This is a genomic window from Bradyrhizobium yuanmingense, from assembly GCF_025200905.1.
Taxonomy (GTDB): domain Bacteria; phylum Pseudomonadota; class Alphaproteobacteria; order Rhizobiales; family Xanthobacteraceae; genus Bradyrhizobium; species Bradyrhizobium yuanmingense.
The window spans coordinates 3,222,380-3,244,862 of the sequence record NZ_CP104173.1 but is presented as its reverse complement, the minus strand read 5'-3'; the positions used below and the strand labels follow the sequence as shown (position 1 = coordinate 3,244,862).

The following is a 22,483-nucleotide window of genomic DNA, read 5'->3' as shown; positions in this document are numbered from 1 at the left end:
ACATGATACGCGAGCGATCGGAAGTGCGACAGTTTGAGGATCCAGACCACTGGGACAGCGCAGCCAGGCATTATCGAGAGACCGCGCACCCCTTCACCGCCCTGTTTGCGGAGGCGGCGCTGGCGCGCGTAACCCTGACGCCTCAGAGTCATGTTCTCGACGTGGCAGCCGGCACCGGCGCGCTCGCCCTCGCAGCCGCGCGCACCGGCGCACGTGTCCTGGCGACCGACTTCTCGCCCGGCATGGTGGCATGCATCGCCGCCGCTGGTCTGCCCAATGTGGAGGCGCGGGTCATGGACGGACAGGCGCTGGACCTGCCCGACGCGCATTTCGATGCCGTCTTTTCGATCTTCGGTGTCATCATGTTCCCCGATTGGCGCAAGGGTTTGGCCGAGATGCGACGGGTGACGCGGCCCGGCGGGCATGGCGTGGTTGCGACCTGGCGGAAACGGGGCGCGGCGACCTTCCTCCTGTTGGGCGAAGTGCGGCAAAAGCTGTTCCCTGCTCGGCCGGGCATGGCAATGCCTGAAGCCGTTCAGGCCCTGAGCGATCCGCACGATTTCGCCCGCGCCCTCGTCGCTGCCGGCTATCGCAATCCCCGGATCGACACGGTGACTCATGATTATCTGCTCGACGTCGCGGCGCTCGACGCGCCTGACACGCTCTTTGGCATGTCGCCCGACTGGACCAGCCTGGACGACATCGAAAAGGCTGCGGTGATTGCCGAGGTGCGGGCCAGAGCCGATGGTCGTCCGGTGCTGCCGATAAGCTCGACCGCGCTCATTGGCGTCGCTGAACGATGAGGCTCAAACATAAAGCCTGGCGGGCCGTCACACTATCGGCCGATCTCTCGATCTCCCGAAACCCGAGCGTCTGACCAGTGAGCAGAAACTCGCGCCCGATTGCGACACATGGGTGGGGTGTGGTCAAAGCTTAATCAGAAGCGGCTTGTCTGAGCAGCGGTTGTCGTCCCAATCCATTTCTCAATGGTCAGAAGCATGCGAGTCGCAATCCATACACTAGGCACCCGCGGCGACGTGCAACCCTATCTCGCCTTGGCGCTCGGTCTGAAGCAGGCCGGGCACGAAGTGCTGATCGCCGCGCCCTCGCAGTTCGAATCGTTCGTCGTGAGCCGCGGCATCGCTTTCGCGCATCTTCCGAGTGAATATCTCGCCCTCCTGGAAACCCCGGAAGCCAAGGCGGCAATGGCGGGCGGTGCGGGGTTTATGGCTGGCTTCAGGATGCTGAAGCAGTTCAGGCCGATCGGCCGCCAACAGCTCAGCGCCGAATGGCAAGCCGCCCGACGATTTCGTCCAGAACTGATCATCTATCACCCGAAGGCCATCGCCGCGGCGCATATCGCTGAAAAGTTATCCTGCCCTGCCGTTCTGGCTTCTCCCCTGCCTGGCTTCACACCGACAGCAGCGTTCGCGAGCCCGCTCGTGCCGTTCCGCTCGCTTGGCCCCCTCAACAGACTCACGCACAGCGCGATGGCTCACAGCGCCTACGCCCTCTTTCGCGGGATGATCGGGGAATGGCGGGCCACCGAACTCCACCTCGCAAACACGCCGGAGAAGAAGCTGCGGCCTCGCGCGACGCTCTACGCCTATAGTCCGCATGTCGTGCCCGTTCCGCCGGACTGGCCGAATACTGTCGCGGTGACTGGGTACTGGTTCCTGGGAGGCGACGACATTTGGCAGCCTGACCCGCAACTCCAGCGCTTCGTAGAGGGCGATGAGCGGCCTGTTTATGTGGGCTTTGGCAGCATGCCAGGTGTCGACCCGACGTCCCTGACGAAACTCGTACTGGAGGCATTGGCCAAGGCTGGGAAACGCGGCGTTCTAGCGGTCGGCGGCGGTGCTCTTCGAGGCGATCTCGGAGCCAGTCACGTCCATTTCATCCAAGGCGCACCGCATGCGCAGTTGTTCCCGCTGATGTCGGCCTGCGTCCATCACGGCGGGGCCGGCACTACGGGGGCTGCGCTTCGAGCTGGCAAGCCGAATATCATTTGTCCCTTCTTTGGCGACCAGCCGTTCTGGGGAAGGCGCATCGATGATCTGGGCGTCGGACCAAGATCAAGAGGAGTGAGGAACCTTTCAGCCGATTGGCTGGCCGCCGCGATCGCAGAGGCCACCGGAAATCCGTTGATTCAGCAGCGAGCGAACCGCCTTGGCGAAGCGATCCGCGTCGAAGACGGCGTCGCAAGCGCGATTGGCTTCCTGCGAAGCCAACACCTTCTCAATTAGGCCCGAAATTGCACAGGCCGATTCAAAAGGCTCGGGTTGCAATGCAGGTGAGCAGCCCTTGCGGCCGATCAACACAGATGCCTGCTCCTGGTCCACTGCGAGGGAACGTCGACCAAAGCGCTGCCATAGCGAGTGGGCACGCCGCCTTGATCACCGCTACTTCTTAAGGATACCCGTGTTGGTGTTTCCAAGCTGCTGGATGGCGGCGTCGGCGGCTGGCGTGTTGTAAGACGGTCGAGATCCGCCACCCTCCTGACCGGACGGGGGCAGCCCGAGTCTCTGGCCCGTCGTTCCCTGGCCCTTTGCATTAAGCGTGTTGGGCCCCGGCGAACCGCCGGTTCCGCTCAGCGTCGTCCCGTTCGAGAGCGTCGAGCCACCAGCGCCGCCCGAACCGGTTGCGCCCGCCCCTCCAGCGGAGGAAGCACCTCCTGAACCGCCTCCTGAGCTTTGCGCCATGGAAAACGAGATGGTGCCCAGAAGGACAGTCGCGGCCAAAACCAGAAGTCTCATCGTCCACCCTTTCCTATGCCAGCGCCTGAAACCGCTTGCTTCTTGTCACAGTTCCTAGCGGCGGCGAGCGATCCATACTCCGGCCAGGAAAGCGACGAGCAAGGACCGTAACGGCGCCCTCACCGTCACCTCGCGCAACTGATCAGCCCATCGCTTCGCCGGCTCTGGCGACGGCGTGCGGGCCTGCGGAGCAAAAGCCCGTTCTTGCTCTCCGGAACCCGGCCGCGGGCCTGAAGTCCGCTCCATGCCGCCCTGATCGTCCGTCAGCCCGGAGGCTTCGGTCATTGCCGCGGCTTCCTTCATGTCCATGCGTGTGCTCCATCCGTTGCGGAACAACTCAACCGATCTCGTGCCCGCCCGACCGAGGTGACAGGCTCGTTCGGCGACCGGGAGCGGCTATGGCGTCGACATCGATGCGAACTATATGTTTGCCGAAGATCCCCGCCGTACCACTCCCTTGAAAAAGCCATTGCTCATCTTTCTGTTCCTCGTCTTCGCACCGCTTGCCGCATCGGCGGCGAGATATTTTTGGCTGGATGATGGCCGCCAGAGCTGGCAGACGGCCGACCGCTCCAGCGCGGGTCTATTGACCGCCGCGGCCGACCACCGTGAGGCCGTCATCCGGGTGTTCGGAGCAAGAACGGTGAGATGGCGCGGCATCTTCGCGATTCACACCTGGATCGTCGTCAAAGAGAAAGATGCGCCGACCTACACAAGGTACGACTACACGGCCTGGGGCGAGCCGATCCGCACCAACGGCTTCGCTCCGGACGGGCGATGGTTCGGCGCTGTGCCTGAAATCGTCGTGGCCGTCGATGGCGAGCCTGCGGAGGCGCTGATCCCGAAGATCAGGCATGTGGTCGAAAACTACAGGTTTCGATCCTATGGAGATTACAGCGTCTGGCCTGGGCCCAATTCGAACACCTTTGTGCAGGCCGCACTCGATTCCGTCCCTGAGCTCCGGGCCGTCCTGCCGCCGACCGCGATCGGCAAGGACTTCCCGTACACCGGCAAATGGTTCGGCGTAACGGCGTCCGGCACGGGCATCTACGCCTCGCTTGCCGGATACATCGGCTTCTCGCTCGGCTGGGTCGAAGGTCTGGAGATCAATTTCTTCGGCGCCGTTCTCGGCATCGACATCCGACGCCCGGCGCTCAAGCTACCTGGCCTCGGTCGGCTTGGGGTAACCCCCGGCCTGTCGTGATAGAGAGCGAACTGCTGGGTTGGCCGCACCGTTTGTGGACTGCTCAGTCCTTTCGTAAGAGCTTGGATCGATAGAAGAGCTGGCTGCTTACTGACGTGATGTTTGTTCCTGCCGAGCATCTGCTGCGCTCAAGCGGGACCAATCAGGACGACGGAGTCTGTCGCGCTCATCGCCCTTCCTCACGGTTGCGGAATGTTCTTCTGACTGAGCCATGCGCGCATCTCGCCGATCTCTCGCCTTTGGGTGTCGATGATCTCGCGAGCAAAGTGCTGGTTTCGAGGATCCTTGCCAAATTTCAGGACGATCTCGGCCATGTCGACTGCGCCTTGATGGTGAGGGATCATGCCGAGCACGAAGGCTGCATCGGGATCAGCGTTGGTGATGCCTCGCATGATCGGACCGTGCATGCGGTCCATGGCGGCGCGGTAGGCATCCGGAGCCGTCAACCCTATCGCCGCAGCGCCGTGCATGCCATGCGGATGTTCGGGGTTCGGCGTATGGGTCAGCCGCTCTCCAGCCAGCGTTCCGATGTCTCCTTCGAGGCCATAAATCGCAATGTGCAGTCCCCAGTACCCCGTTGTGAAAATGACTAGCGCCGCCGCAAGTCCGGTCGGGACGCCGGCAAGCCTTCGCTTGAGTGCGGGCAGGAAATGAACCTCACGACTATGATCGGCAGCAATGGCAACGACGACCGCCATGATGAGCGCGTGTCCGATCAGGTCGGTTCGCCCGAACGGATAGACCGCTGCGTTGAAGATGATGAAAAGAGCGATGGCCGACAGCCGGCGGACAAGCGGCGTCCAGATCAAGCCAAATCCCATCGTGAATTCGGCGACGCCCGCCATCGGGATAAACACGTCGCGCGGCATGCCGAAGGTCAAGAAGGGCTTTTCCTGCACGAGCGGGTAGAACCAGTCCGGATAGGCAAACTTTTCGAGGCTCGACCACATCAGGCGATGGCGACGCCCCAGCGCAGCGCCTCGAAGCGATGGTTGCGCCATTCCGGATTGGATGAAGCCTCCAACACCAGATAGGCGGCGACACCGACTCCAAGCGCCAGGTAGTCCAGCAAATGGAAGACATCATAGTCGCGCAGCGCGAGTAGCCACAAGGCGATGATCCCGAGAGCCGCAAGTGGCTGCGTCTTGCGAGAGAAGATCAACCCGGCGATCAGGAGCTGGGTCCAGGACACCCATTCGGCCGGCGTTTTGAGATCTGGCGTCAGGTAGACGCCGCCGACGGCGAAGATCGCCACGAAGAAGGCGGCGATCACGACGCGCACGAAGTCGTCGAGGCGCATCCAGAGAGGGTCGGTGATGCGATCCATGGCCAGCAGGATCGTCTCGCCGGCGCTCGACTTCTCGATGGCTCGTGACGCGAGGAAGAATGCCAGCACGAGCGCAATGCCGGTCCAGAACCATACATTGGTCAACGTGGCCCCGATCGACTGTGGTGGCGCTCCGACAATATAGGGCGCAAACCATTTGACATGTGCGTGCGCCGGCACCGGGGCCGCCACCGATGCGAGGATGATCAGGGCCAGCAGGCAACCAGAGGAGCGAGGCGACGCGAGATGGTTCAATTTCTGCTCTTCAGGTGGTGAGGTGACTAAAGCGTGATTGAGGCGGGCGGTAGGAGACGAGAACGCCAGAGCATGATGTCAGGGCGATGGCTCTTGTGATAGTTTAGACGTTGCCAAGCGTGCTCCCTACTCTTTTTTCAATCGAGCTGCATCACGGCGGACGCGCGCTGTATGCCGTGCAATGCTGAGCGCGCGTACCGCCGTGGCAGCGGGCTATTGCGGCAGGTAGCCGCCGTTGATCACAAGTTCGGCGCCGGTGATGTAAGCGCGTAAGCACGCGTCGAAGGAGGCTGTGAGCTGGTTCACATGCTGTCTTAGTTAAACGGAGTACGGTTGGAAGAAGCCGGATAAGAGAAGGGCATCGCGTCGGCGCAGCGTCCGCTGCCGGAATTGGGCTTTTTCGGTCCAAACGTTTTCAGAAAAGTCATTTGCCATGTGTATTTTCACAAGCCGAGCCCGGCGCGCGGCAGGTCATAACCAAGCAAGCCGACCTTTCCTCTACCTTTTGGCTTCCATACTCTCGGCGGCCTGCGTCATTTCCTTTGCGAGCGCCGCGTCCGCTCAATGCGCGGCGCGCGACGTGTTGCAAAACAAGCTGAAGCTCAAGACGCGCTCGGCTCCGGCGTCGCAACAGCCTATTAAGTCCGCGCGCGACGTTGCGACATGGAAAACGATCACAATAGGTACCTTCGCCGACTCTCTTGCCTTGCGCAACGAACTCGATAGCAAGGGCTGCAATGTCGGTGGTCAAGCCGCTGAAATCCTTGCTAGGCCGACGTTCACCGTTAGCTCTCGGAAGACATATGTGGAGCTTCTCGATCTATCGCCTGCGCAGCTTGGATTCACGTCCGATACCGTGACTTTGGCTAACGTTTACGCACGCGCCCAGCAGTTCGGCCTCGAACTCGCTGCGGCCGAAGTCGGCCCGCAATTGCGTCTTCAATATTTCGACCAGCCTATCGGCGAATTTCTCATCATCGGAATGGACCCGATCAAGACATGGAGCGGCGAGCCGATCATTCTGAATGTGGCAAATGGCGGCGCCGGATTGATACTCATCGGCCAGGATGGTCGCTCCGAAGCGGATATACCCGTAGCATCTCGTTTCATTTTCGTTCGATCCCATCGACCGGCAGCTGGCCGCGACGTCGTCGGGCCAATAGCAGGAGCCTTTCCGCCGCCGTGAGCGGACCGACGCGCTTTTGCATCGAATGTCAGGTCAATTGGCCCTCAGCCGAACTGCCCATGACCGCCGCGAAGCCTGCTCTCGGAGAGAAACCGGACCGGACGAGCAGAGCGGTCGGACCGCAGCTTGTGACCCGTTGCGGTCATGCGACAACCCGCTCATTCAATCCGTTCCCTGCTGACGAACAGTCGTCGCGGATCGATGACTGCAGTATGACGGAACTGCTTATCGATGTGATAGGCGAATTCACCCGAAGCGGAGTTGCTGTGGTCGCAGAGACGACCATTGCTCCTCTCGCTTCCGATTGCGGCCCCCGCACTGCCGCGCGGATCATCTCGCGAGTCGTGATACTCGAGGCCGAGCGGACCGAGCGCCGAGACCTGCGTGACGTACTCACCTGATTTCGCCCAGTGGAAATGCCAGGTCTCGCCCGGGAGGACAATGACGCTCCCAGGTGGATAGGCCTTGAGCTTGTCGTCATCGAAGGCTTCTCCAAGGCCGATATAGAAGACCCCGGATATGACCGTGTAGATCCGGTCCTCCGGATGCTTGTGCGGCATAAGCTTCGTTCCGCGCGGTACTTTAACCCAAATTAGGTACGGCCCCGGTTCGGCGGGGTGACCAACCATAACAGCTAGACGTGCGCCCGCTGGAAACGCCGGGAACGGCTCCCACGTAATTTCTTCCGGCAGAATCGCTCGGAATGTATCCTCATCCAATTGATGCTCGAGGATCATAACCTCTCCTCTGCTAGCGAAGACCTGAGAGGGGGCCGCCTCGGGGCAGCCCCTTGTCGCGGATTCTCCGGATGGTTAGTTGTTCAGCCGGCCGACGTGATATCCGAGCCGGTTCTCAACATCGCCCGGCCGATGGAAGCCACGATCGAGCAGGATCTTGATTCGGCTCTGGCTGGCCGGACGCTGGACCGACGCGAGGAAAGCGTCCCATTCGGGCGCGATGTCCGCATCCGACGGCAGGCTCGCGACGTTGACCAGCCGCTTTGTCTCGGCGATCGCTTGCTTGTCGAAGGAGGCGATTCGTCTGGCTAGGGCGTCAACGAAGCCGTCGAGTTCTGCGTCCGTCAGCGATCGATTGACGTAACCGTAGCGTTCCGCAAGATCCCCGCTGATGTCATCGGCGCCTAGCAGCACCTCAAGGGCACGACCCCGGCCGATCAAGCGCGGGAGCCGCGCCATTGGGCCGCCGCCCGGCACGAGGCCAGCGCCGACTTCCCATTGCGACAGGATCGCATTTTCGCGGCTCGCAAAGCGCATGTCGCTTGCCAGCGCCAGTTCGCTGCCAACGCCGGTGGCGCGGCCACGGACCATGGCGATTGACGCGACCGGCGCGCGACTCAGACGGACCAGCAGGTCAGGTAGCGCCTGCAGTCCGGTGGCCCCCGGCGGAATCTTCGTCGACTCCTCCAGTGGGGCGAAGAAATTGTAGTGCGTCAGGAAGAAGCCCTCGACCGCGCTGTCGAACACGACCACCTTGACCTGCGGGTCGGTCTCGATCGCCGTGATGATTTCGTTGAGCTGCGGAATGTTCTCGGGCCCAAAGATATTCAGCGGCGGAAGGTCGAAGGTGACGCGCCAATAAGATGGCGTGCGGCGTTGCAGCCTGATGCCGCGGGTGGCTGCAGGCTTCAGGAGCTTGAGCAGCGCCTCGGCGCCGGCCTTTGACGAGGCTGGATTCTGGCCGGTGACGAGCCTTCCGTCGGTGATGACAAAGCTCTGCCAGTCCGGCGCCTTTTCAAATAGCCCGCCCAGCCGCCTCAATTCGTCTTCGACAAGGAACGGCACGACCTTCGTCAACCCAACCGCTTCTTCCTCACTGTTGGTGAATCCGGCCACGCGCTTGCCCTTCACGATCGGCTCGCCGTTGTATGTGACGTGCCGGAGCACGCCCGGCGCATGGCAGACGGCCGCCACCGGCTTGCCGGCGTTGTAGAAGGCTTCGATCAGCGCGACGGAATCCGGATCCTCGGCGAGGTCCCACATAGGGCCGTGACCACCCGGATAGAATACCGCATCAAAGTCTGCGGGCTTCATCTGCGACAGCTTGCGCGTATTGGCAAGAACCGCCTGCGCTGCGGGATCCTGCTTGAATCGCCTGGTCAGGTCGGTCTGACCTTCCGGCGTATCGCTGACGGGATCGAGCGGCGGCTGACCGCCCCGGGGCGAAGCTACGGTGATGTCCGCGCCGGCATCAAGGAAGGTGAAGTAGGGCGCCGCAAATTCCTCGAGCCAGAAACCGGTCTTGCGGCCGGTGTTACCGAGTTGATCGTGCGAAGTCATGACCATCAGGATTCTCATTGGAAACTCCCATTGTCGGCGCCATCAGGTGAACACGCCGTGTTTGGTTTGAGTGGCAGGGGGCGTCAGGTGCTGATGGGGGCGCGCAATATCGCGCCTCCATTTTTCAGGACGATTGACGCAAAGAGCGGAACGAGGCGCGCATCTCCGCGCTGAACAGCTCGGGCTGCTCCCAGGCGGCGAAGTGTCCGCCGCGATCAAGCCGGTTGAAATGGATCAGCTTGGGATAGGCACGTTCCGTCCAACTCCGTGGGGCGGCGTAGATCTCGTCCGGGAACACGCTCACTGCGACCGGAATAGTGACATTCTTCGGCTGGAAGAACTGAAGCTTGTTCTCCCAATAAAGTCGCGCCGATGACATTGCCGTGTTCGTCACCCAGTACAGCGTTATGTTGTCGAGGATGTCGTCCCGCGTGAGCCCGGCGGTCTCGCCGCCGAAGACTCGGGCAATAAGCTGATGGCTGCGTGTATCGTGGTCGAGGATCCATGCTGCGAGGCCGACCGGCGAATCCGTGATGCCGTACAGCGTCTGCGGCCGGTTGGCCATTTCGATAGCGTAGCCGAGGCCGTGTTTGTAGAAGAAGTCGAGCTGGTTCCACGCGTTCTGCTCTTCGCCGGAGAGACCTGACGGCTGCTTCCCACCGGCCTGGAGCGAAGCCGCAACGTCGTCAGGAACAGTTGCAGGCATGTTGGTGTGGATGCCAACAAGTTCGGGTGCGCCGAGAAGCGCCATCTGTTCGGTGATGGCGTTGCCCCAGTCGCCGCCTTGCGCGACGAACCGCATGTAGCCGAGCCGCTTCATCAACACGATCCAGGCGCGCGCGATGCGCTGCGGATCCCAGCCGGTGGTCTCGGGCTTGCCGGAAAACCCGTAGCCGGGGATCGACGGGATCACCACGTCAAAAGCATCCGACGCTGCCGCCCCGTGGGCAAGGGGATTAACCAGGCGATCAACGATCTTCAGCTGTTCGATGATCGAGCCGGGCCAGCCATGCGTTACGATCAGCGGCAGCGCATTGTCGTGCCGGGACCGAACGTGAATGAAGTGGATGTCAATCCCGTCAATCTCGGTGATGAATTGCGGCAGTGCATTGAGCCGTGCTTCCACCTTGCGCCAGTCGTAGTCCGTCTGCCAGTACTGGACCAGCTTCTTGACGGTCGCGAGCTGCACGCCCTGACTGTCGTCAGTCACGGTCTCCTTCTCCGGCCACCGCGTCGCGCCGAGGCGGTGACGAAGGTCGATCAAAGTGGCCTCGGGAACATGGACGTGGAAGGGGCGGATTTCGCCAGCGGTCTTGCCCGAGGCGGGCTGCAACGGCAGAAGGCTGACGGCTCCCGCGGCGACGATGCCCATGGCGGCGGTACCCAGCAGTTGGCGGCGATCCTGGTCGATCGTTTCGGAAGTGGACTGCGCGATCATTTTAATCTCCTTGGTTTGCGGGCCGTCGATATGGCCGGCCAGGCGGTTCGTGACGCCGCCACACTTGCGCAGAACCTGGGAGATTGCTCGTTAGGTGATGTAAAAGCGCGTTATGCTCCGCTGGGCCGCTTGCTTGCCTCGCGATAACGCGAAGCGTCGCCCACCGAGAATGATCAGGACTGGAGCAGGCCGCGAGCCGACTGCAAATCGGCTGTCTCAAGCCCCTCACTGAAGCGAGCCAACGTCTGGGCTAAAGCCGTCAGCGCGGATTTCTTGCCCTGTTTGCCGGAAAGCACGACCAGCGTAATCTCGGAGCGCAGCCGCCAGGACAACGCGCCTTGCGTCTCGGCGAGTTCAATGGATGATTTGAGGCTCTGCCTCGCGCCGTCTTCGTCGCCGCCCTGGGCCTTCAGCTTGCCGCGAAGCCGGAGCAACTCCGGCATATCAAAAATCTCACCGCCGGCGGATGTACGGGACATCGAGTTGTCGAGCGCTTCAAGCGCTTCCTCAACCCGCCCTAGCCGGCCTAGCCCTTGCGCTAGGTCGGCGCTGAACCCGGATGCGTAGAGTTCGTAGCGGTCGGCGTGCAGGCGGGGCAGCACGTCGTGGAGAAGATCGACGCCGTCCTTCACGTCGCCGCGGGCTACCATCACCTGACCACGGAATCCGTCGGCCACGGCCTGATACGGAACGAAGCCGTGCATCAAGGCGTGTTCGCTCAGGCGCGCGGTCAATTTTTCCACGCTCGCCCAATCGCCGACCCAGCCAAATACTGATGCAGCCCAGCACAGCGCGATGCTGTACATCACAACGTCTTTTGGCGCGGCATCATTGGTGACCGCACGGGCGAGTTCCACCGCTTGATCAGGAAATCCCCGCAACCACAATGTTCGCGCCAGCGGAATGCGTGGCGTGCGCGCAAAGGCGAAGTGGCTGGGACCGGCAACGCGCAGCGCGATGTCGTTTTGCATGGCCTTTTCGAGGTGATGCTGCGCAAGGATCTGATTGCCGGCCAAATGATGGGAAACGCCGAGCAGGACGCTTGCTCCGGCAAGTCCTGCGGGATCGCCGATCTCGCGTGCCACTTCCTCGGCTGCCTCCGCGGACGGTACCAGGCGGTCGCATTCGCCGGTTCGCCGGTAGAACATGTTGAGGCGCGACAGCAGCCGGAATTGGTTGGGTCGATCCGACAATTTCCTTGCGACGGAGAGCCCTCGTAGCAGCGCGGCCTCGGCCTGCTCGCTGTTGCGCTCTGTGAACATGGCTGCGTGACCGAGCGCCGATTGCAGTTCGATTTCCCAGATTCCGCCGCGGTTGGTGTCGTCGAGCGCTCCGAGGGCGCGTTGCGCCACCCGGCTGCACTCGTTGAGCAGGTTCAGTTCGACGAGCAGCGGAGCACTAGCGCCGCTCAAGGGAACGCGCAATTCTGCCGCACCTTCATCCGAATAGGCCCATGACAGCGCGGCACGCACGTCGCCGAGCAGTTCGGAGCGCGCCGGCAGGCCTAGGGCATTTCCGTTCGACCCGCTACGGACCAGCGCGCTCATCACGTATTCCGCGTGCCGTCGCGCGATGGTATTGGCCTCGCCGCTTTCGCTGAGCCTTTTCAGCGCGTAGGTCCGGGTGGTGTCAAGCAACCGATACCGCATCGACGATTTGATTGGCCTGGCTGACAGCAGGGACTTGGCGACGAGTTGCCCGATCATGTCGATGACCTGCTCGTCGTCGGGCTCAGCTCCGGCAACCGCTATTGCAGCTTCCAGGGTGAACGCCCCGGCGAACACGGCAAGCCGCCGAAGCGCCAGCCGTTCGGCGTCGGTGATGAGATTGTAGCTCCAGTCCAGCATTGCGCTCAGCGTCTGGTGGCGCGGCGGTGCCGTACGACGCCCCCGCCATTCCAGTTTCAGCCGACCGTCCAGCAGCGCATCGATCTCGCGCAGGCCGTGCGCGCCGAGGCGAACGGCCGCGAGCTCGATGGCGAGCGCGATGCCGTCGAGTTTCTCGCAGATGCCGGCGAGGAGCCGCATATTGTCGGGACTCATCTCCACGCTGTATCCAGCCGCCGTCGCTCGTTCCGTAAAGAGCCGGACCGCCGGATAGGCCAGCATCTCCTCCGATGTGAGCGCCTGGTCCGCGGGGGGGGTTGCGAGCGGCGGCAACTCGACGATCTGCTCTCCCTGAACCAGCAAGGATTCTCGGCTGGTGGCAAGAATGCTGGTGCCAGGCGCCTGCAGATAGATGGCTTCGGCGAGCCGTGCGGCATGTTCGATGACGTGCTCGCAGCTGTCGAGAATGAGCACGACGCGCCGGCCGCCCAGGAATTGCACGATACTTGAGGTCGGGTCCGCGGTTTGCACGACCAGATTGAGCGCCGAAGCGACGGTGCTTGGAACAAGCTCGCCTTCCTTCAGGGGCCCAAGATCGACGAAGCGCACTTCCTGCGCGCGGCCCGACAATGCGTGGGCAACCGCAAGCGCAACCGTCGTCTTCCCGATGCCGCCAGGTCCCCGCAGCGTAATGAACTGCTCGGCGAGTAATCGCTCCGAGAGGCGCTGAACCACATCTTCCCGTCCGATCGTGCGGGTCAGCAGCAGCGGAAACGACGGTTCGCCCGAGACCATTGCCGCCGGCTTCGGGGCATCCTGCGCCGGCTGGCGCTGTTCGATGGTCGCAACGAAGCAGTATCCCCGATTGGGTACGTTGGTGATGAAGCGCGCACCGTCCTTGCCGTCGCCGAGCACCCTTCGGATCTCTGCGATGTGGACGCGGAGACTGGCCTCGTCCACCGTCAGGTTCGGCCAGGCGTGCGCCAGCAACTCGTCCTTGTGAATAATGTCTCCCGCACGACCAACCAGCAGGCACAGAATGTCGAGCGCGCGGCTACCGATCTTGACGGGACCCTGATCTTTTTCGAGCAATCGGGATTTTTCGTAAAGACAAAACCGGCCGAATCTTACGCCCAGGGAATCAGGCTCGCTCGCGCGAGATGGCTGTGCGCCTCTGTGCTTTGCTGGGAGGCTGGAAGGCATCGCCCGCTACTTCGACAATCGTCGCGATGCAATCCGCGGCGCGCGCGTTGCTTCGTTGCCGTTTATTTCGCGCATTTCACAACTATTCCGGGAAAATTAGCAGTACTGCGGTCGAGGCCAATGAGGAAGCATGTCGCGGGCGGAGCTTCAAATCAATACACAGTTAGGTCATGGGAGATGCGCCCAATATAGGGTCACGATCCGGCATTCGACTCGGCCGGGCTGAAACGAACCACAGATAGATCTATGCCGACCATCAGATCTTCCGGGATCGGCTTCAAATCACGGTCGCGCAGATAGGCGCGCTGCCTGGTCGGAATCGTGATGCCGTCGATCACGACCGGCTCGGAGAAGTATTGGGCGGCAGGAAAATTGCCGGCGATCTGCACGTGATAGTCGTGGCGCCTGATCAGCATGTCGGGTCCGAAATAGAAGTCCTGCTCGAGGCTGTGGCTGGCTAGCCTCTCCGGAAACACGGCCCGCAATCCGCGCCAGATTTCCGCGCCTTCGCGCCATGGCTCGATCTCGCGCAGCGTGAAGCCGCGCATCGTGAGCAGGAATGGCACGGTCAGGCAAGTCCAGAGCGCGTAGCCGCCGAAATAGGCCCGGTGCAGTAGATCCCAGGCGGTACGCATGTCGTGGCCATCGAACGATGCGCGCGGGTTCCTGCGCTCGGCGATTGTCCTGCTGCCGCCGGACAGGATCGCGACGCGGTCGGGGGTGAAGTCACTCCGTTGTCCAGGTTTGCCGATATCGTCGACAGACGCCCATTGCCGGTGCAGATCGACATGCACCGTCCTTGGAAGGCCACTCTGGTGCACGCATTTCAGGTCCCAGAGTTCGCCCGTGATGACGAACGATGCGCTGAGACGGCCGTGCGCCCGCCAGCGGCTTTCGCCACCATGAGCTTCGATCGCTTCGGCCAGGAGCGGAATCATGTCTAATTCTCCCCGTTTCAACCTGGCCATGGTGCCGCCGCCTACGCGCGCGGCGCGAGTTCATAGATGTAAAGCGATGTTAATGGCCGCCCGCGGAAGGCTGGACCGGCATGCGAACCGCCGGAATGGCGCCGTTTCGCGCCAAATAACATCAGTTAACGGGCGGAAATCGCCGTGTCGTTGCACAGTGAGCTCGCAACCAAGCTCGACCGAAAGCTGGACGGGCCAACGACAGGAAAATTACCATGTCAGACAAGATCGACGTTCAGCGCCGCAACTTCTTCGGCACCGCCGCGATGACGCTCGCCACGGCTCAATTTGCTCTGGCCGGCACCTCGCAGGCTGGCCTTACCAAGCTGACCGCCGCAGCCGATGCGGATCTCAACCGGACGAAATCGGGCAGCCTACCAGCGATCAAGCCGGGCACGAATACGGCTTTCTCTGCCCTCAAGCAGATCGATGCTGGCCTGCTCAATGTCGGTTATGTGGAGACCGGCCCGACAAATGGACCCGCGGTCCTGCTGCTGCACGGCTGGCCCTATGACATCTACAGCTTCGTCGATGTCGCGCCGCTGCTCGCCGGCTCCGGCTATCGCGTGATCATCCCGTATCTTCGCGGCTACGGATCGACGCGGTTTCTCTCCCCGACATCCTTTCGCAACGGTCAGCCTTCGGCGATTGCGCTAGACATGATCGCTTTACTCGATGCGCTTAGGATTGAGAAGGCTGTTGTCGCCGGCTTCGACTGGGGCGCGCGGACCGCCAACATCATGGCGGCGCTGTGGCCGGAACGCTGCAAGGCGATGGTATCTGTGAGCGGGTATCTGATCGGCAGCCAGCAGGCCGGCAAGATGCCGCTGCCGCCGAAAGCGGAACTGCAATGGTGGTACCAGTTCTATTTCGCCACCGAGCGCGGCCAGCTCGGCTATGACAAGTATCGCCGGGAATTCTCCAGGCTGATCTGGCAGCTGGCGTCGCCGAAGTGGAATTTCGACGATGCCACTTTCGAGCGCAGCGCGAGCGCCTTCGACAATCCGGATCATGTCGCGATTGTCATTCACAATTACCGCTGGCGGCAGGCGCTTGCCGATGGCGAGGCTAGATACGAGGACATCGAAGCGAAACTCGCGCAGGGTCCTGCCATCGCCGTGCCTACAATCACCATGGAAGGCGACGCCAACGGCGCGCCGCACCCGGAGCCGGCCGCCTACGCCAAAAAATTCTCTGGCAAGTACGAGCATCGGACCATCTCGGGCGGCATTGGGCACAATCTGCCCCAGGAGGCGCCGCGCGCATTCGCAGGGGCGATCATCGATGTCGATGGCGAAGCCTGATCCCGTCGAGCGAACGAGGAGAATGTGACCATGCGCAAGACAAGTGTTCTGGCGGCACTCGCCCTCATCGCGTTGCTCATGCTGATCCAATTCAGCCCGCCGTTTCTCTATGGTTAGGAGGTCGGTATGAGCGTGCGGGCAACAAATCGCGATCTGCGTTCGACACGACAGTCGATCGCCTATCGCAGCATCGAGATCGAAGGCCTCGAGATCTTCTACAGGGAGGCAGGGTCGGTCGATGCGCCGACCGTGCTGCTGCTGCACGGCTTTCCATCCTCATCGCGGATGTGGGAGCCGTTGCTGCCGCTCCTTGCCGATCGATATCACCTGATTGCGCCTGATTATCCCGGCTTCGGTCACAGCAGCGCGCCGCCGACATCCGATTTCACCTATACGTTCGACCGGCTCGCGCAGATCATGGACACGTTTGTGACGAAGCTCGGCCTCGCCAAGTATGTCCTGTTCGTTCAGGACTATGGCGGGCCCGTCGGCTTCCGCCTAGCGCTCGCTCATCCCGAACGGGTGCGCAGCATCGTTGTCCAGAACGCGGTGTCGCATGAGCAGGGTTTGAGTTCGCTGTGGGACGCCCGCCGCAGGTACTGGGCCGATCCGGCCGGCGAACTCGATAACCTCAAGGCCAATTTCACCTCGCTGGAGGCAACCCGGCTGCGGCATGTCGGGACCAGCCCGCATCCCGAGCGGTATGATCCGGATAGCTGGACCGACGAGCACGCGTTTCTCTCCCGTCCGGGTCAGGCGGATATTCAGGCGAAATTGTTCCTGGACTATCGCAGCAACGTCGCATCCTATCCGCGCTGGCAGAAATGGCTTCGCGAAGTTCAGCCACCGATGCTAGTGGTCTGGGGAAAGTACGATCCTTCGTTCACCGTGGCGGGGGCAACTGCGTACGTCGACGATGTGCCTGACGCGGAGGTCCACCTGCTTGAAGCAGGTCATTTCGCGTTGGACGAGGCGACCGATAAGGTCGCCGAACTGGTTCGGCGCTTTCTTGCTAATTGCTAGGTGTGGTTGGTTAATGGCGCCTATGGCCCAATGCGGACATCCAGATGCGCGACTTGATTGTCGCCTCCGGAGCAGACGCGACAGAACGATCGGCGCCCTACGCTCTTCGCATCAGCTTGAGCGACGCCGTCAGCCGCAGGCTCCGCTTTCCCGCGAGCGCGATGCCTTCGAGCTCGCCGCTGTCTTCCGTGCAGGTCCCGGAGAAGCCGATGCCGACCTCGAGGCCGCCGAACACCGGGTTCTCGCCTTTCGCCGGCGTGTGCTCCTGGTTCAGCATCTCGCCCTTCCAGCGGCCGTCCGCCGAGGAATAGGCGCCGAGATAGTAGAAGAACGCATCGCCGCCGAGGATGCGCCCGTCGATCAGCAGCATCACGCCGGACAGTCCAGCATCGACGCCGTCGAGAGCGCGCAAGCCCATCCCATAGAGCCCGTTGGCGATGCCGCCCGGTCCGACCGTTCCGCTCGGCGGCAAGCCTTCGTCGTCGAGGCGCGTGAGATTGGCCCAGAACCTGGCGCCGGGCATGGTGTCCGCGCCGCCCTCGAGACGGATCTGGTTGCCGTAGAGCCGGCCACGCGCTCCGATCGAGGCGACGTCGGCGCCCATCAGCGGCTTGTAGCTGGGGTCGAGGTTGTGCCGCTCGGTGATGACCTGGGCGATGATCTCGCCGTCGCGCTCGACATAGGTACCGAGATGCGCGAAGCCAGAATTGCCGCCCAGCATCCTTCCGTCGTGCAGGCACATGATGCTGCAGCCGAACCCATCGTTGACGCCGTATTCAACCTTGTAGAGCCCGTCCAGCAACGTCTTGAACCTGCAAATCGAAAATGAATTGCGGGCTACCTAGCACCGACGCCACAGCGAAGCCATCGGCTTTTGCGCGCATCGCCACCCCGGGGACCTCCGCCCGCCGTGATGCCATTATGCCCCTGTTTTGCCCGACGGGTCAAAACTTCACTTCGTAAAACCCGCAGTCAATGATTTCAGGGACTTGGCTACTGTGCATGGGGTCGTTTTGGAGGTTTGTTTGCCGGCCTCCGAAAAAAGCTCCTCGGCCGACCGGTGCCAGGCTCGAACCTGCCCCCACGGACGCACGACCAATCGCGCATGGACACGCAATCAGCCGAAGACGAGCTCAGCGCGATCATCGCCGGCGCCGCGAAGCAGCCGCTGCTCGATGCCGCCTACGCGCTCTGGCGCCAGCGCTACCGTCTGGAGGCCATCGCGGGCCGCCCCACCGCCGAAGAGGTGCGGGTCAATCGCACCTTCTCGCCGGAGGAATTCATCATCCAGTACCGCCATGAACGCGCCCACGCCCATGAAGGGCCGATGTTCGGCTATGTGAAGCGCGCTCATCCGCGCGCCGACGATCAGGCGATCCGGCAAGCCATCATCACGGCGGTCAAATTCGAAGACGCCTACAACAAGCACTTCGACTGGAACGGCGATTTCGAGGATTGCGTGGCGCGCGCGGTGAAACAGGCCGCGCGGAAATATCCGCATTATCTCGAGACCACCTACCGCGATGCCCGCAACGATCTCGCCTACTACATGAAGTGAACTAGAGCATGATCCGGAAAAGTGTGAAGCGGTTTTCCGAAAAGATCATGCTCAAACAATAGGCTAAAGCGCGATGACGATTCATCCTGATCGCATCGCGCTTTAGAAGCACAGCGTGGTGACCAGCCTGCCCTGCTTGTCCTTGATCGCATAGGGACAGCGAATGCGCTCCAGCGCCTTCTTGGCATCCTCGTCGCCGAGCGCGGCGGCGCGCTCGTAGTAGGCCTTTGCGGCGTCCTTGTCCTTCGCACCGCCGCGCCCCTCCTGCGCGAAGGCGCCCATCCGCTCCAGCGCGCCTGGATGGTTTTGCGCCGCCGCCTTCTCGAACAGCGCGCGCGCCGCGACATCGTCCTTTGCGCCGCCATCGCCTTCAGACAACATCAGGCCGAGCTGGTACTGCGCTTCCGCATTGGTCTCGGCGGCCTTGCCGAGCAGCGCACGGGCTTGGGCGGGATCGGCCGGCGCGGCGCCACCTGCGCCACCGAGCGCTGCGAGATTGCTGACGCCGCGCGGGTTGCCGGCCTGCGCCGCCTTCTCGAAAAGCTTACGCGCCTGCGCCTCGTCCTTGGCGACGCCCGAGCCGGTGGCGTAGGTAACACCGAGCTCGACCATCGCCGCACTCGATCCCTTGTCGGCCGCCTTGCGCCAGGCCGCGATCGCCTCCGCGGTCTGCCGGTTCGCCGCGTAAGCGCGCCCGAGCTCGAACATCGCGCGGCGCGAGGCGTTTGCCGCCTGCTTGCAGAACTTGACCGCGGTCGCGATGTCGGCGGAAGCGATCTCCGCGACGCCCTTCACGTCGCCCGGCTTGTCGGGATCGCTGGGATCGGCGGCAAGACGGTCGCACAACACGAGATCGGCTGATTGCGCCTGCGCCGTCAGGGGCGCGGCGAGCGCAAAGAGCATGGCAAGGAGGAAAGTCCGCATGATCGTCACGTTGCGTCTGTGGCCCGGCAAATTCAAGGCTCAAGTCGGTTCGCGTCTGCGATGGGTGGCTCAGGCGCGATGCATCAGCTTGAGCGCTGCGGTCAGGCGCAAGCTCCGCTTGCCGGCCAGCGCGGTTGCCTCCAGCACCGCCTGCTCCGCGTCATAGCTGCCGGAGAAGCCGATGCCGACCTCGTGGCCGCCGAAGATCGGATCGTCCTTGGCCGGCGTGTGCTCCTGGTTGAGGATCTGGCCCTTCCAGCGTCCCTTCGCGGCGGTGTAGCTGCCGAGATAATAGAAAGCCGCATCGCCGCCGAGGATGCGGCCCTGGTTGAGCAGCATCACGCCGGTGAGTCCGCCGTCGAGGCCGTCGAGCATGCGCAAATGGATGGAGTAGAGACCGTCGCTGATGCCGGCTTCGCCGACGCCGCCGGCGATCGGCACCTCCTCGTCCGTGATCGGCGTCATCAGCGACTGAAACGGAACGCCCGGCAGCTCCTTGAGCTCGCCTTTGAAGCGATAGAGATCGCCGTCGGCCCAGCCCTTCGCGATCAGGGTTGCATCGTCGGTGCCGGCCATGGCGCGGTAGCTCGGATCGGGATTATGGCGGACGGTCTTGATCACGATGTCGACGCCGCTGCCCGTCTTCTCGTAGCTGCCGATATGGGCGAAGGCCGAATTGCCGCCGAGCATCTTGCCTTCGCCGGCATGCATCACGCTTCGGCCGACGGTATCGCCGAGCTGAAATCTCACTTTGTAGAAGCCTTCAATCACCAGCCGTGTCCCCGGCCCTGCGCGCATCCAGATGCACTCTATCCCGCTTTCGGCGGCGATGGACAAGTTTCGCGGCGCAGCGCCGGGTGTCTTGGGATCATCAAAATGCAAAAAATCCGCCGGAGCCTTCGCTCCGGCGGATTGCAAGCCAACCCGGGCCAGCCCCCAGCCCGGGCCGGGAGGATCTTAGGCCGCGGCCTTCTTGTCGGTCGGCACGGACGAGATCGTCTTCAGGATCTGCGAAGCGATCTGGTAGGGGTCGCCTTGCGAGTTCGGACGGCGGTCTTCCAGATAGCCCTTGTAGCCGTTGTTGACGAAGGAGTGCGGAACGCGGATCGAAGCGCCGCGGTCGGCAACGCCGTAGCTGAACTTGTTCCACGGCGCGGTCTCGTGCTTGCCGGTCAGACGCTTGTCGTTGTCCGGGCCGTAGACGGCGATGTGGTCCATCAGGTTCTTCTCGAAGGCGGCCATCAGCGCCTCGAAATACTCCTTGCCGCCGACTTCACGCATATAGGCGGTCGAGAAGTTGGCGTGCATGCCCGAGCCGTTCCAGTCGGTGTCGCCGAGCGGCTTGCAGTGGAATTCGATGTCGATGCCGTACTTCTCGGTGAGGCGCAGCATCAGGTAGCGGGCCATCCACATCTGGTCGGCAGCGGTCTTGGAGCCCTTGCCGAAGATCTGGAATTCCCACTGACCCTTGGCGACTTCCGCGTTGATGCCTTCATGGTTGATGCCGGCGGCGAGGCAGAGGTCGAGGTGCTCTTCGACGATCTTGCGGGCGACGTCGCCGACATTCGAGTAGCCGACGCCGGTGTAGTACGGGCCTTGCGGCGCCGGATAGCCGGCGGTCGGGAAGCCGAGCGGACGGCCGTCCTTGTAGAAGAAGTATTCCTGCTCGAAGCCGAACCAGGCGCCGGAATCGTCCAGGATGGTGGCGCGCTTGTTGGACGGATGCGGGGTCTTGCCATCGGGCATCATGACTTCGCACATCACCAGCACGCCGTTGGTGCGCGCACCGTCCGGAAACACCGCGACCGGCTTCAGCACGCAATCGGAGCTGTGGCCTTCGGCCTGCTGGGTGGAGGAGCCGTCGAAGCCCCAGAGCGGAAGCTGCTCGAGCGTCGGGAACGACGCGAATTCCTTGATCTGAGTTTTGCCGCGCAAGTTGGGAGTCGGCGTATATCCGTCGAGCCAGATGTACTCGAGCTTGTACTTGGTCATTGAGCCTCTCTGTAGATGATGCGAAAGGTTGGGGGCCCGGGAGGGCCCCCGCACGTTTGTACCCGGCCATCATCGGCCAGCCTTTCCCAAGCATTTCGCGTGCCAAAAGGCCGCAGTACGGGCGGTTTTCCACCGCTTCCGGCTCCTCTTCGCCACAGACGGGCCCTCCACGGCACCGTGCGTCATAGCCGCGCACCTTGGCCCGAAGCTGCGCTGCAAAAATCCGGCGGAAAACGCCCGATTTAGAAGCAGCGGACGCCGACCGCGCATTGCCGATGAAACGCGCATCAACGTCCGGTAACTTTCGCAAACTCCCCCACCCCTCCTCAGCAACCTTCGGAATGGCCCACGCGTTGGTCAGCGGTAGCGTGCCTTGGAGGATGCAGAAGGCTTCCTGCCTACAAATTGAGCGGAAACTGATTTCCTTTTCAGCACTTTCCAATCGGGGATGAGCGGCCGATATGGGGATTCCAGTAACCACAATCGAACGAGTCGGGCGCACCATGGAGGCCAAGGCGCTTCGACCAAGGAGAATCGCAATGATGAACAATGGTCTGAGTCACGGATCTGCAAAGATCTACCAATTCCCCGTCGGCGGCCGTGCGGCCCTCGCCGGACGCCGCTATGGCGAGACCCGCCTTCCCGCCGATCAGGCTTCGCTGCCCGCGAACGTCTCGATCTGCAGCGACAGCTGGTATCACCAGGATGCGGTCGACGAAGCCAAGCCCAAATGGGAACGCTGATGCCAGCTGCTGGTCTGACAGCGCCGGGCTTTCGCAAGCGGCCGGCGGCAGTTTGAAAAAGGGTCGAAACAACGGCGTTTCGGCCCTTTTTAATTCCAGGCGCGCCCGCGCCTAGATCCCGGGCTTGTCGACCACCGCGCAGGCCGTAACCGGCCGCTTCAGGTGTTTGACCGTAGCGGGCCCGGTCTTGGGAATCCTCAGCGTGACTCCCGCCCCCGAATAGCGCATCCCCGAAACCGCCAGCCGCTTGGCGAGCGTAACCGGCTGGCCATCGATCTGGACGAAGGCCCGCTTGTCGTGGTCATAAAAGCCTAGGATGAACTGCGTACCATCGGCGCAGCGGTAGGTTTGGAAGGTCTGCGCATCGGCCTGCCGCGCACCGAGCATTGCGCCCGCCAGCATGCTGACCGTCAAAACAATGGCCTTGTGCCGGCCCATGATCGCCCCCTGTAATAGACCGCAAGGACGCCAAACGTGCA

The 22,483-nt window shown here is 62.5% G+C and carries 21 protein-coding genes; 8 read left to right on the top strand and 13 right to left on the bottom strand.

The annotated features are described in order from the left end of the window. Positions 1-23: 23 nt before the first annotated feature. Both N2605_RS15120 and N2605_RS15115 read left to right on the top strand, forming a co-directional pair. A complete protein-coding gene (locus N2605_RS15120) occupies positions 24-803 on the top strand; it encodes a class I SAM-dependent methyltransferase (RefSeq protein ID WP_260347173.1) in 780 nt (259 codons plus the stop codon). Between the two features lie 183 nt (positions 804-986). Then, positions 987-2,246, top strand: a complete 1,260-nt coding sequence (locus N2605_RS15115; RefSeq protein ID WP_482151222.1) for a glycosyltransferase — start codon at positions 987-989, stop codon at positions 2,244-2,246. Positions 2,247-2,810: 564 nt separating this feature from the next. On the opposite strand, the gene N2605_RS15110 is transcribed toward N2605_RS15115, so the two are convergent. Beyond that, positions 2,811-3,065, bottom strand: coding sequence for a hypothetical protein (locus tag N2605_RS15110; RefSeq protein WP_260347171.1), 255 nt, complete (start codon positions 3,063-3,065; stop codon positions 2,811-2,813). Between the two features lie 160 nt (positions 3,066-3,225). Between N2605_RS15110 and N2605_RS15105 the strand changes: the two genes are divergently transcribed. Beyond that, positions 3,226-3,960 carry a DUF3750 domain-containing protein gene (locus N2605_RS15105; RefSeq protein WP_260347170.1) on the top strand — a complete coding sequence of 245 codons (735 nt, stop codon included), beginning with the start codon at positions 3,226-3,228 and terminating at the stop codon, positions 3,958-3,960. Between the two features lie 179 nt (positions 3,961-4,139). On the opposite strand, the gene copM is transcribed toward N2605_RS15105, so the two are convergent. Both copM and N2605_RS15095 read right to left on the bottom strand, forming a co-directional pair. Then, positions 4,140-4,910, bottom strand: coding sequence for a CopM family metallochaperone (copM, locus tag N2605_RS15100; protein WP_260347169.1), 771 nt, complete (start codon positions 4,908-4,910; stop codon positions 4,140-4,142). Continuing rightward, entirely contained in the window at positions 4,910-5,542 is a 633-nt protein-coding gene (locus N2605_RS15095) for a hypothetical protein (protein ID WP_260347168.1), read from the bottom strand. Before N2605_RS15095 ends, copM begins: the two co-directional genes overlap by 1 nt. Positions 5,543-5,975: 433 nt before the next feature. On the opposite strand from N2605_RS15095, the gene N2605_RS15090 reads away from it, so the two are divergent. Next, complete coding sequence (locus N2605_RS15090; protein ID WP_050991661.1) at positions 5,976-6,728, top strand: hypothetical protein; 753 nt, start codon at positions 5,976-5,978, stop codon at positions 6,726-6,728. A gap of 158 nt (positions 6,729-6,886) precedes the next feature. Here the strand turns inward: N2605_RS15090 and N2605_RS15085 are convergent, their stop codons facing one another. From N2605_RS15085 to N2605_RS15060, 5 genes are all read right to left on the bottom strand, one after another. Next, positions 6,887-7,465: a cupin domain-containing protein gene (locus N2605_RS15085; protein WP_225140298.1), complete on the bottom strand. Its 579-nt coding sequence runs from the start codon at positions 7,463-7,465 to the stop codon at positions 6,887-6,889. Positions 7,466-7,540: 75 nt separating this feature from the next. After that, positions 7,541-9,025 (bottom strand): enoyl-CoA hydratase-related protein, encoded by a 1,485-nt coding sequence (locus tag N2605_RS36455; RefSeq protein WP_225126007.1) that lies wholly within the window; start codon positions 9,023-9,025, stop codon positions 7,541-7,543. Positions 9,026-9,149: 124 nt separating this feature from the next. Beyond that, on the bottom strand, positions 9,150-10,463 hold the full coding sequence (locus N2605_RS15070; protein ID WP_036022790.1) for an epoxide hydrolase family protein: 1,314 nt from the start codon (positions 10,461-10,463) through the stop codon (positions 9,150-9,152). Between the two features lie 173 nt (positions 10,464-10,636). Further along, positions 10,637-13,381 (bottom strand): ATP-binding protein, encoded by a 2,745-nt coding sequence (locus tag N2605_RS15065; protein ID WP_225125637.1) that lies wholly within the window; start codon positions 13,379-13,381, stop codon positions 10,637-10,639. 305 nt (positions 13,382-13,686) lie between these two features. Further along, positions 13,687-14,430: a hypothetical protein gene (locus tag N2605_RS15060; RefSeq protein ID WP_036022789.1), complete on the bottom strand. Its 744-nt coding sequence runs from the start codon at positions 14,428-14,430 to the stop codon at positions 13,687-13,689. A 245-nt stretch (positions 14,431-14,675) separates the two neighbouring features. Here N2605_RS15060 and N2605_RS15055 point away from each other — a divergent pair, with 245 nt between their 5' ends. Then, on the top strand, positions 14,676-15,764 hold the full coding sequence (locus N2605_RS15055) for an alpha/beta fold hydrolase (RefSeq protein ID WP_036022787.1): 1,089 nt from the start codon (positions 14,676-14,678) through the stop codon (positions 15,762-15,764). Positions 15,765-15,890: 126 nt separating this feature from the next. Continuing rightward, positions 15,891-16,787: an alpha/beta fold hydrolase gene (locus N2605_RS15050; RefSeq protein WP_036022786.1), complete on the top strand. Its 897-nt coding sequence runs from the start codon at positions 15,891-15,893 to the stop codon at positions 16,785-16,787. A gap of 97 nt (positions 16,788-16,884) precedes the next feature. Here N2605_RS15050 and N2605_RS15045 read toward each other — a convergent pair whose 3' ends face one another. Next, positions 16,885-17,589 carry a hypothetical protein gene (locus N2605_RS15045; RefSeq protein WP_225140293.1) on the bottom strand — a complete coding sequence of 235 codons (705 nt, stop codon included), beginning with the start codon at positions 17,587-17,589 and terminating at the stop codon, positions 16,885-16,887. 303 nt (positions 17,590-17,892) lie between these two features. On the opposite strand from N2605_RS15045, the gene N2605_RS15040 reads away from it, so the two are divergent. Beyond that, entirely contained in the window at positions 17,893-18,345 is a 453-nt protein-coding gene (locus tag N2605_RS15040) for a hypothetical protein (RefSeq protein WP_036022783.1), read from the top strand. A gap of 102 nt (positions 18,346-18,447) precedes the next feature. Here N2605_RS15040 and N2605_RS15035 read toward each other — a convergent pair whose 3' ends face one another. From N2605_RS15035 to N2605_RS15025, 3 genes are all read right to left on the bottom strand, one after another. Further along, positions 18,448-19,269 carry a tetratricopeptide repeat protein gene (locus tag N2605_RS15035; protein WP_036000453.1) on the bottom strand — a complete coding sequence of 274 codons (822 nt, stop codon included), beginning with the start codon at positions 19,267-19,269 and terminating at the stop codon, positions 18,448-18,450. Between the two features lie 69 nt (positions 19,270-19,338). After that, complete coding sequence (locus N2605_RS15030; RefSeq protein WP_036022782.1) at positions 19,339-20,040, bottom strand: GrlR family regulatory protein; 702 nt, start codon at positions 20,038-20,040, stop codon at positions 19,339-19,341. 186 nt (positions 20,041-20,226) lie between these two features. Beyond that, positions 20,227-21,261 carry a glutamine synthetase beta-grasp domain-containing protein gene (locus tag N2605_RS15025; protein ID WP_036000382.1) on the bottom strand — a complete coding sequence of 345 codons (1,035 nt, stop codon included), beginning with the start codon at positions 21,259-21,261 and terminating at the stop codon, positions 20,227-20,229. A 539-nt stretch (positions 21,262-21,800) separates the two neighbouring features. Here N2605_RS15025 and N2605_RS15020 point away from each other — a divergent pair. Next, the gene (locus N2605_RS15020) at positions 21,801-22,004 is read left to right on the top strand and encodes a DUF2735 domain-containing protein (protein WP_036022780.1); all 204 of its coding nucleotides are present in this window, start codon (positions 21,801-21,803) and stop codon (positions 22,002-22,004) included. A 111-nt stretch (positions 22,005-22,115) separates the two neighbouring features. Here N2605_RS15020 and N2605_RS15015 read toward each other — a convergent pair whose 3' ends face one another. Next, positions 22,116-22,442 (bottom strand): MliC family protein, encoded by a 327-nt coding sequence (locus N2605_RS15015; protein ID WP_225114128.1) that lies wholly within the window; start codon positions 22,440-22,442, stop codon positions 22,116-22,118. Positions 22,443-22,483 lie beyond the last annotated feature (41 nt).

Bases quoted from the DNA above. Each gene is read 5' to 3' on its own strand.
- N2605_RS15115 (WP_482151222.1), top strand. From the start codon at position 987: ATGGTCAGAAGCATGCGAGTCGCAATCCATACACTAGGCACCCGCGGC.
- N2605_RS15110 (WP_260347171.1), bottom strand. From the start codon at position 3,065: ATGGACATGAAGGAAGCCGCGGCAATGACCGAAGCCTCCGGGCTGACG.
- copM (WP_260347169.1), bottom strand. From the start codon at position 4,910: ATGTGGTCGAGCCTCGAAAAGTTTGCCTATCCGGACTGGTTCTACCCG.
- N2605_RS15090 (WP_050991661.1), top strand. From the start codon at position 5,976: ATGTGTATTTTCACAAGCCGAGCCCGGCGCGCGGCAGGTCATAACCAA.
- N2605_RS15085 (WP_225140298.1), bottom strand. From the start codon at position 7,465: ATGATCCTCGAGCATCAATTGGATGAGGATACATTCCGAGCGATTCTG.
- N2605_RS36455 (WP_225126007.1), bottom strand. From the start codon at position 9,025: ATGACTTCGCACGATCAACTCGGTAACACCGGCCGCAAGACCGGTTTC.
- N2605_RS15070 (WP_036022790.1), bottom strand. From the start codon at position 10,463: ATGATCGCGCAGTCCACTTCCGAAACGATCGACCAGGATCGCCGCCAA.
- N2605_RS15060 (WP_036022789.1), bottom strand. From the start codon at position 14,430: ATGATTCCGCTCCTGGCCGAAGCGATCGAAGCTCATGGTGGCGAAAGC.
- N2605_RS15055 (WP_036022787.1), top strand. From the start codon at position 14,676: ATGTCAGACAAGATCGACGTTCAGCGCCGCAACTTCTTCGGCACCGCC.
- N2605_RS15050 (WP_036022786.1), top strand. From the start codon at position 15,891: ATGAGCGTGCGGGCAACAAATCGCGATCTGCGTTCGACACGACAGTCG.
- N2605_RS15040 (WP_036022783.1), top strand. From the start codon at position 17,893: ATGGACACGCAATCAGCCGAAGACGAGCTCAGCGCGATCATCGCCGGC.
- N2605_RS15035 (WP_036000453.1), bottom strand. From the start codon at position 19,269: ATGCGGACTTTCCTCCTTGCCATGCTCTTTGCGCTCGCCGCGCCCCTG.
- N2605_RS15025 (WP_036000382.1), bottom strand. From the start codon at position 21,261: ATGACCAAGTACAAGCTCGAGTACATCTGGCTCGACGGATATACGCCG.
- N2605_RS15020 (WP_036022780.1), top strand. From the start codon at position 21,801: ATGATGAACAATGGTCTGAGTCACGGATCTGCAAAGATCTACCAATTC.
- N2605_RS15015 (WP_225114128.1), bottom strand. From the start codon at position 22,442: ATGGGCCGGCACAAGGCCATTGTTTTGACGGTCAGCATGCTGGCGGGC.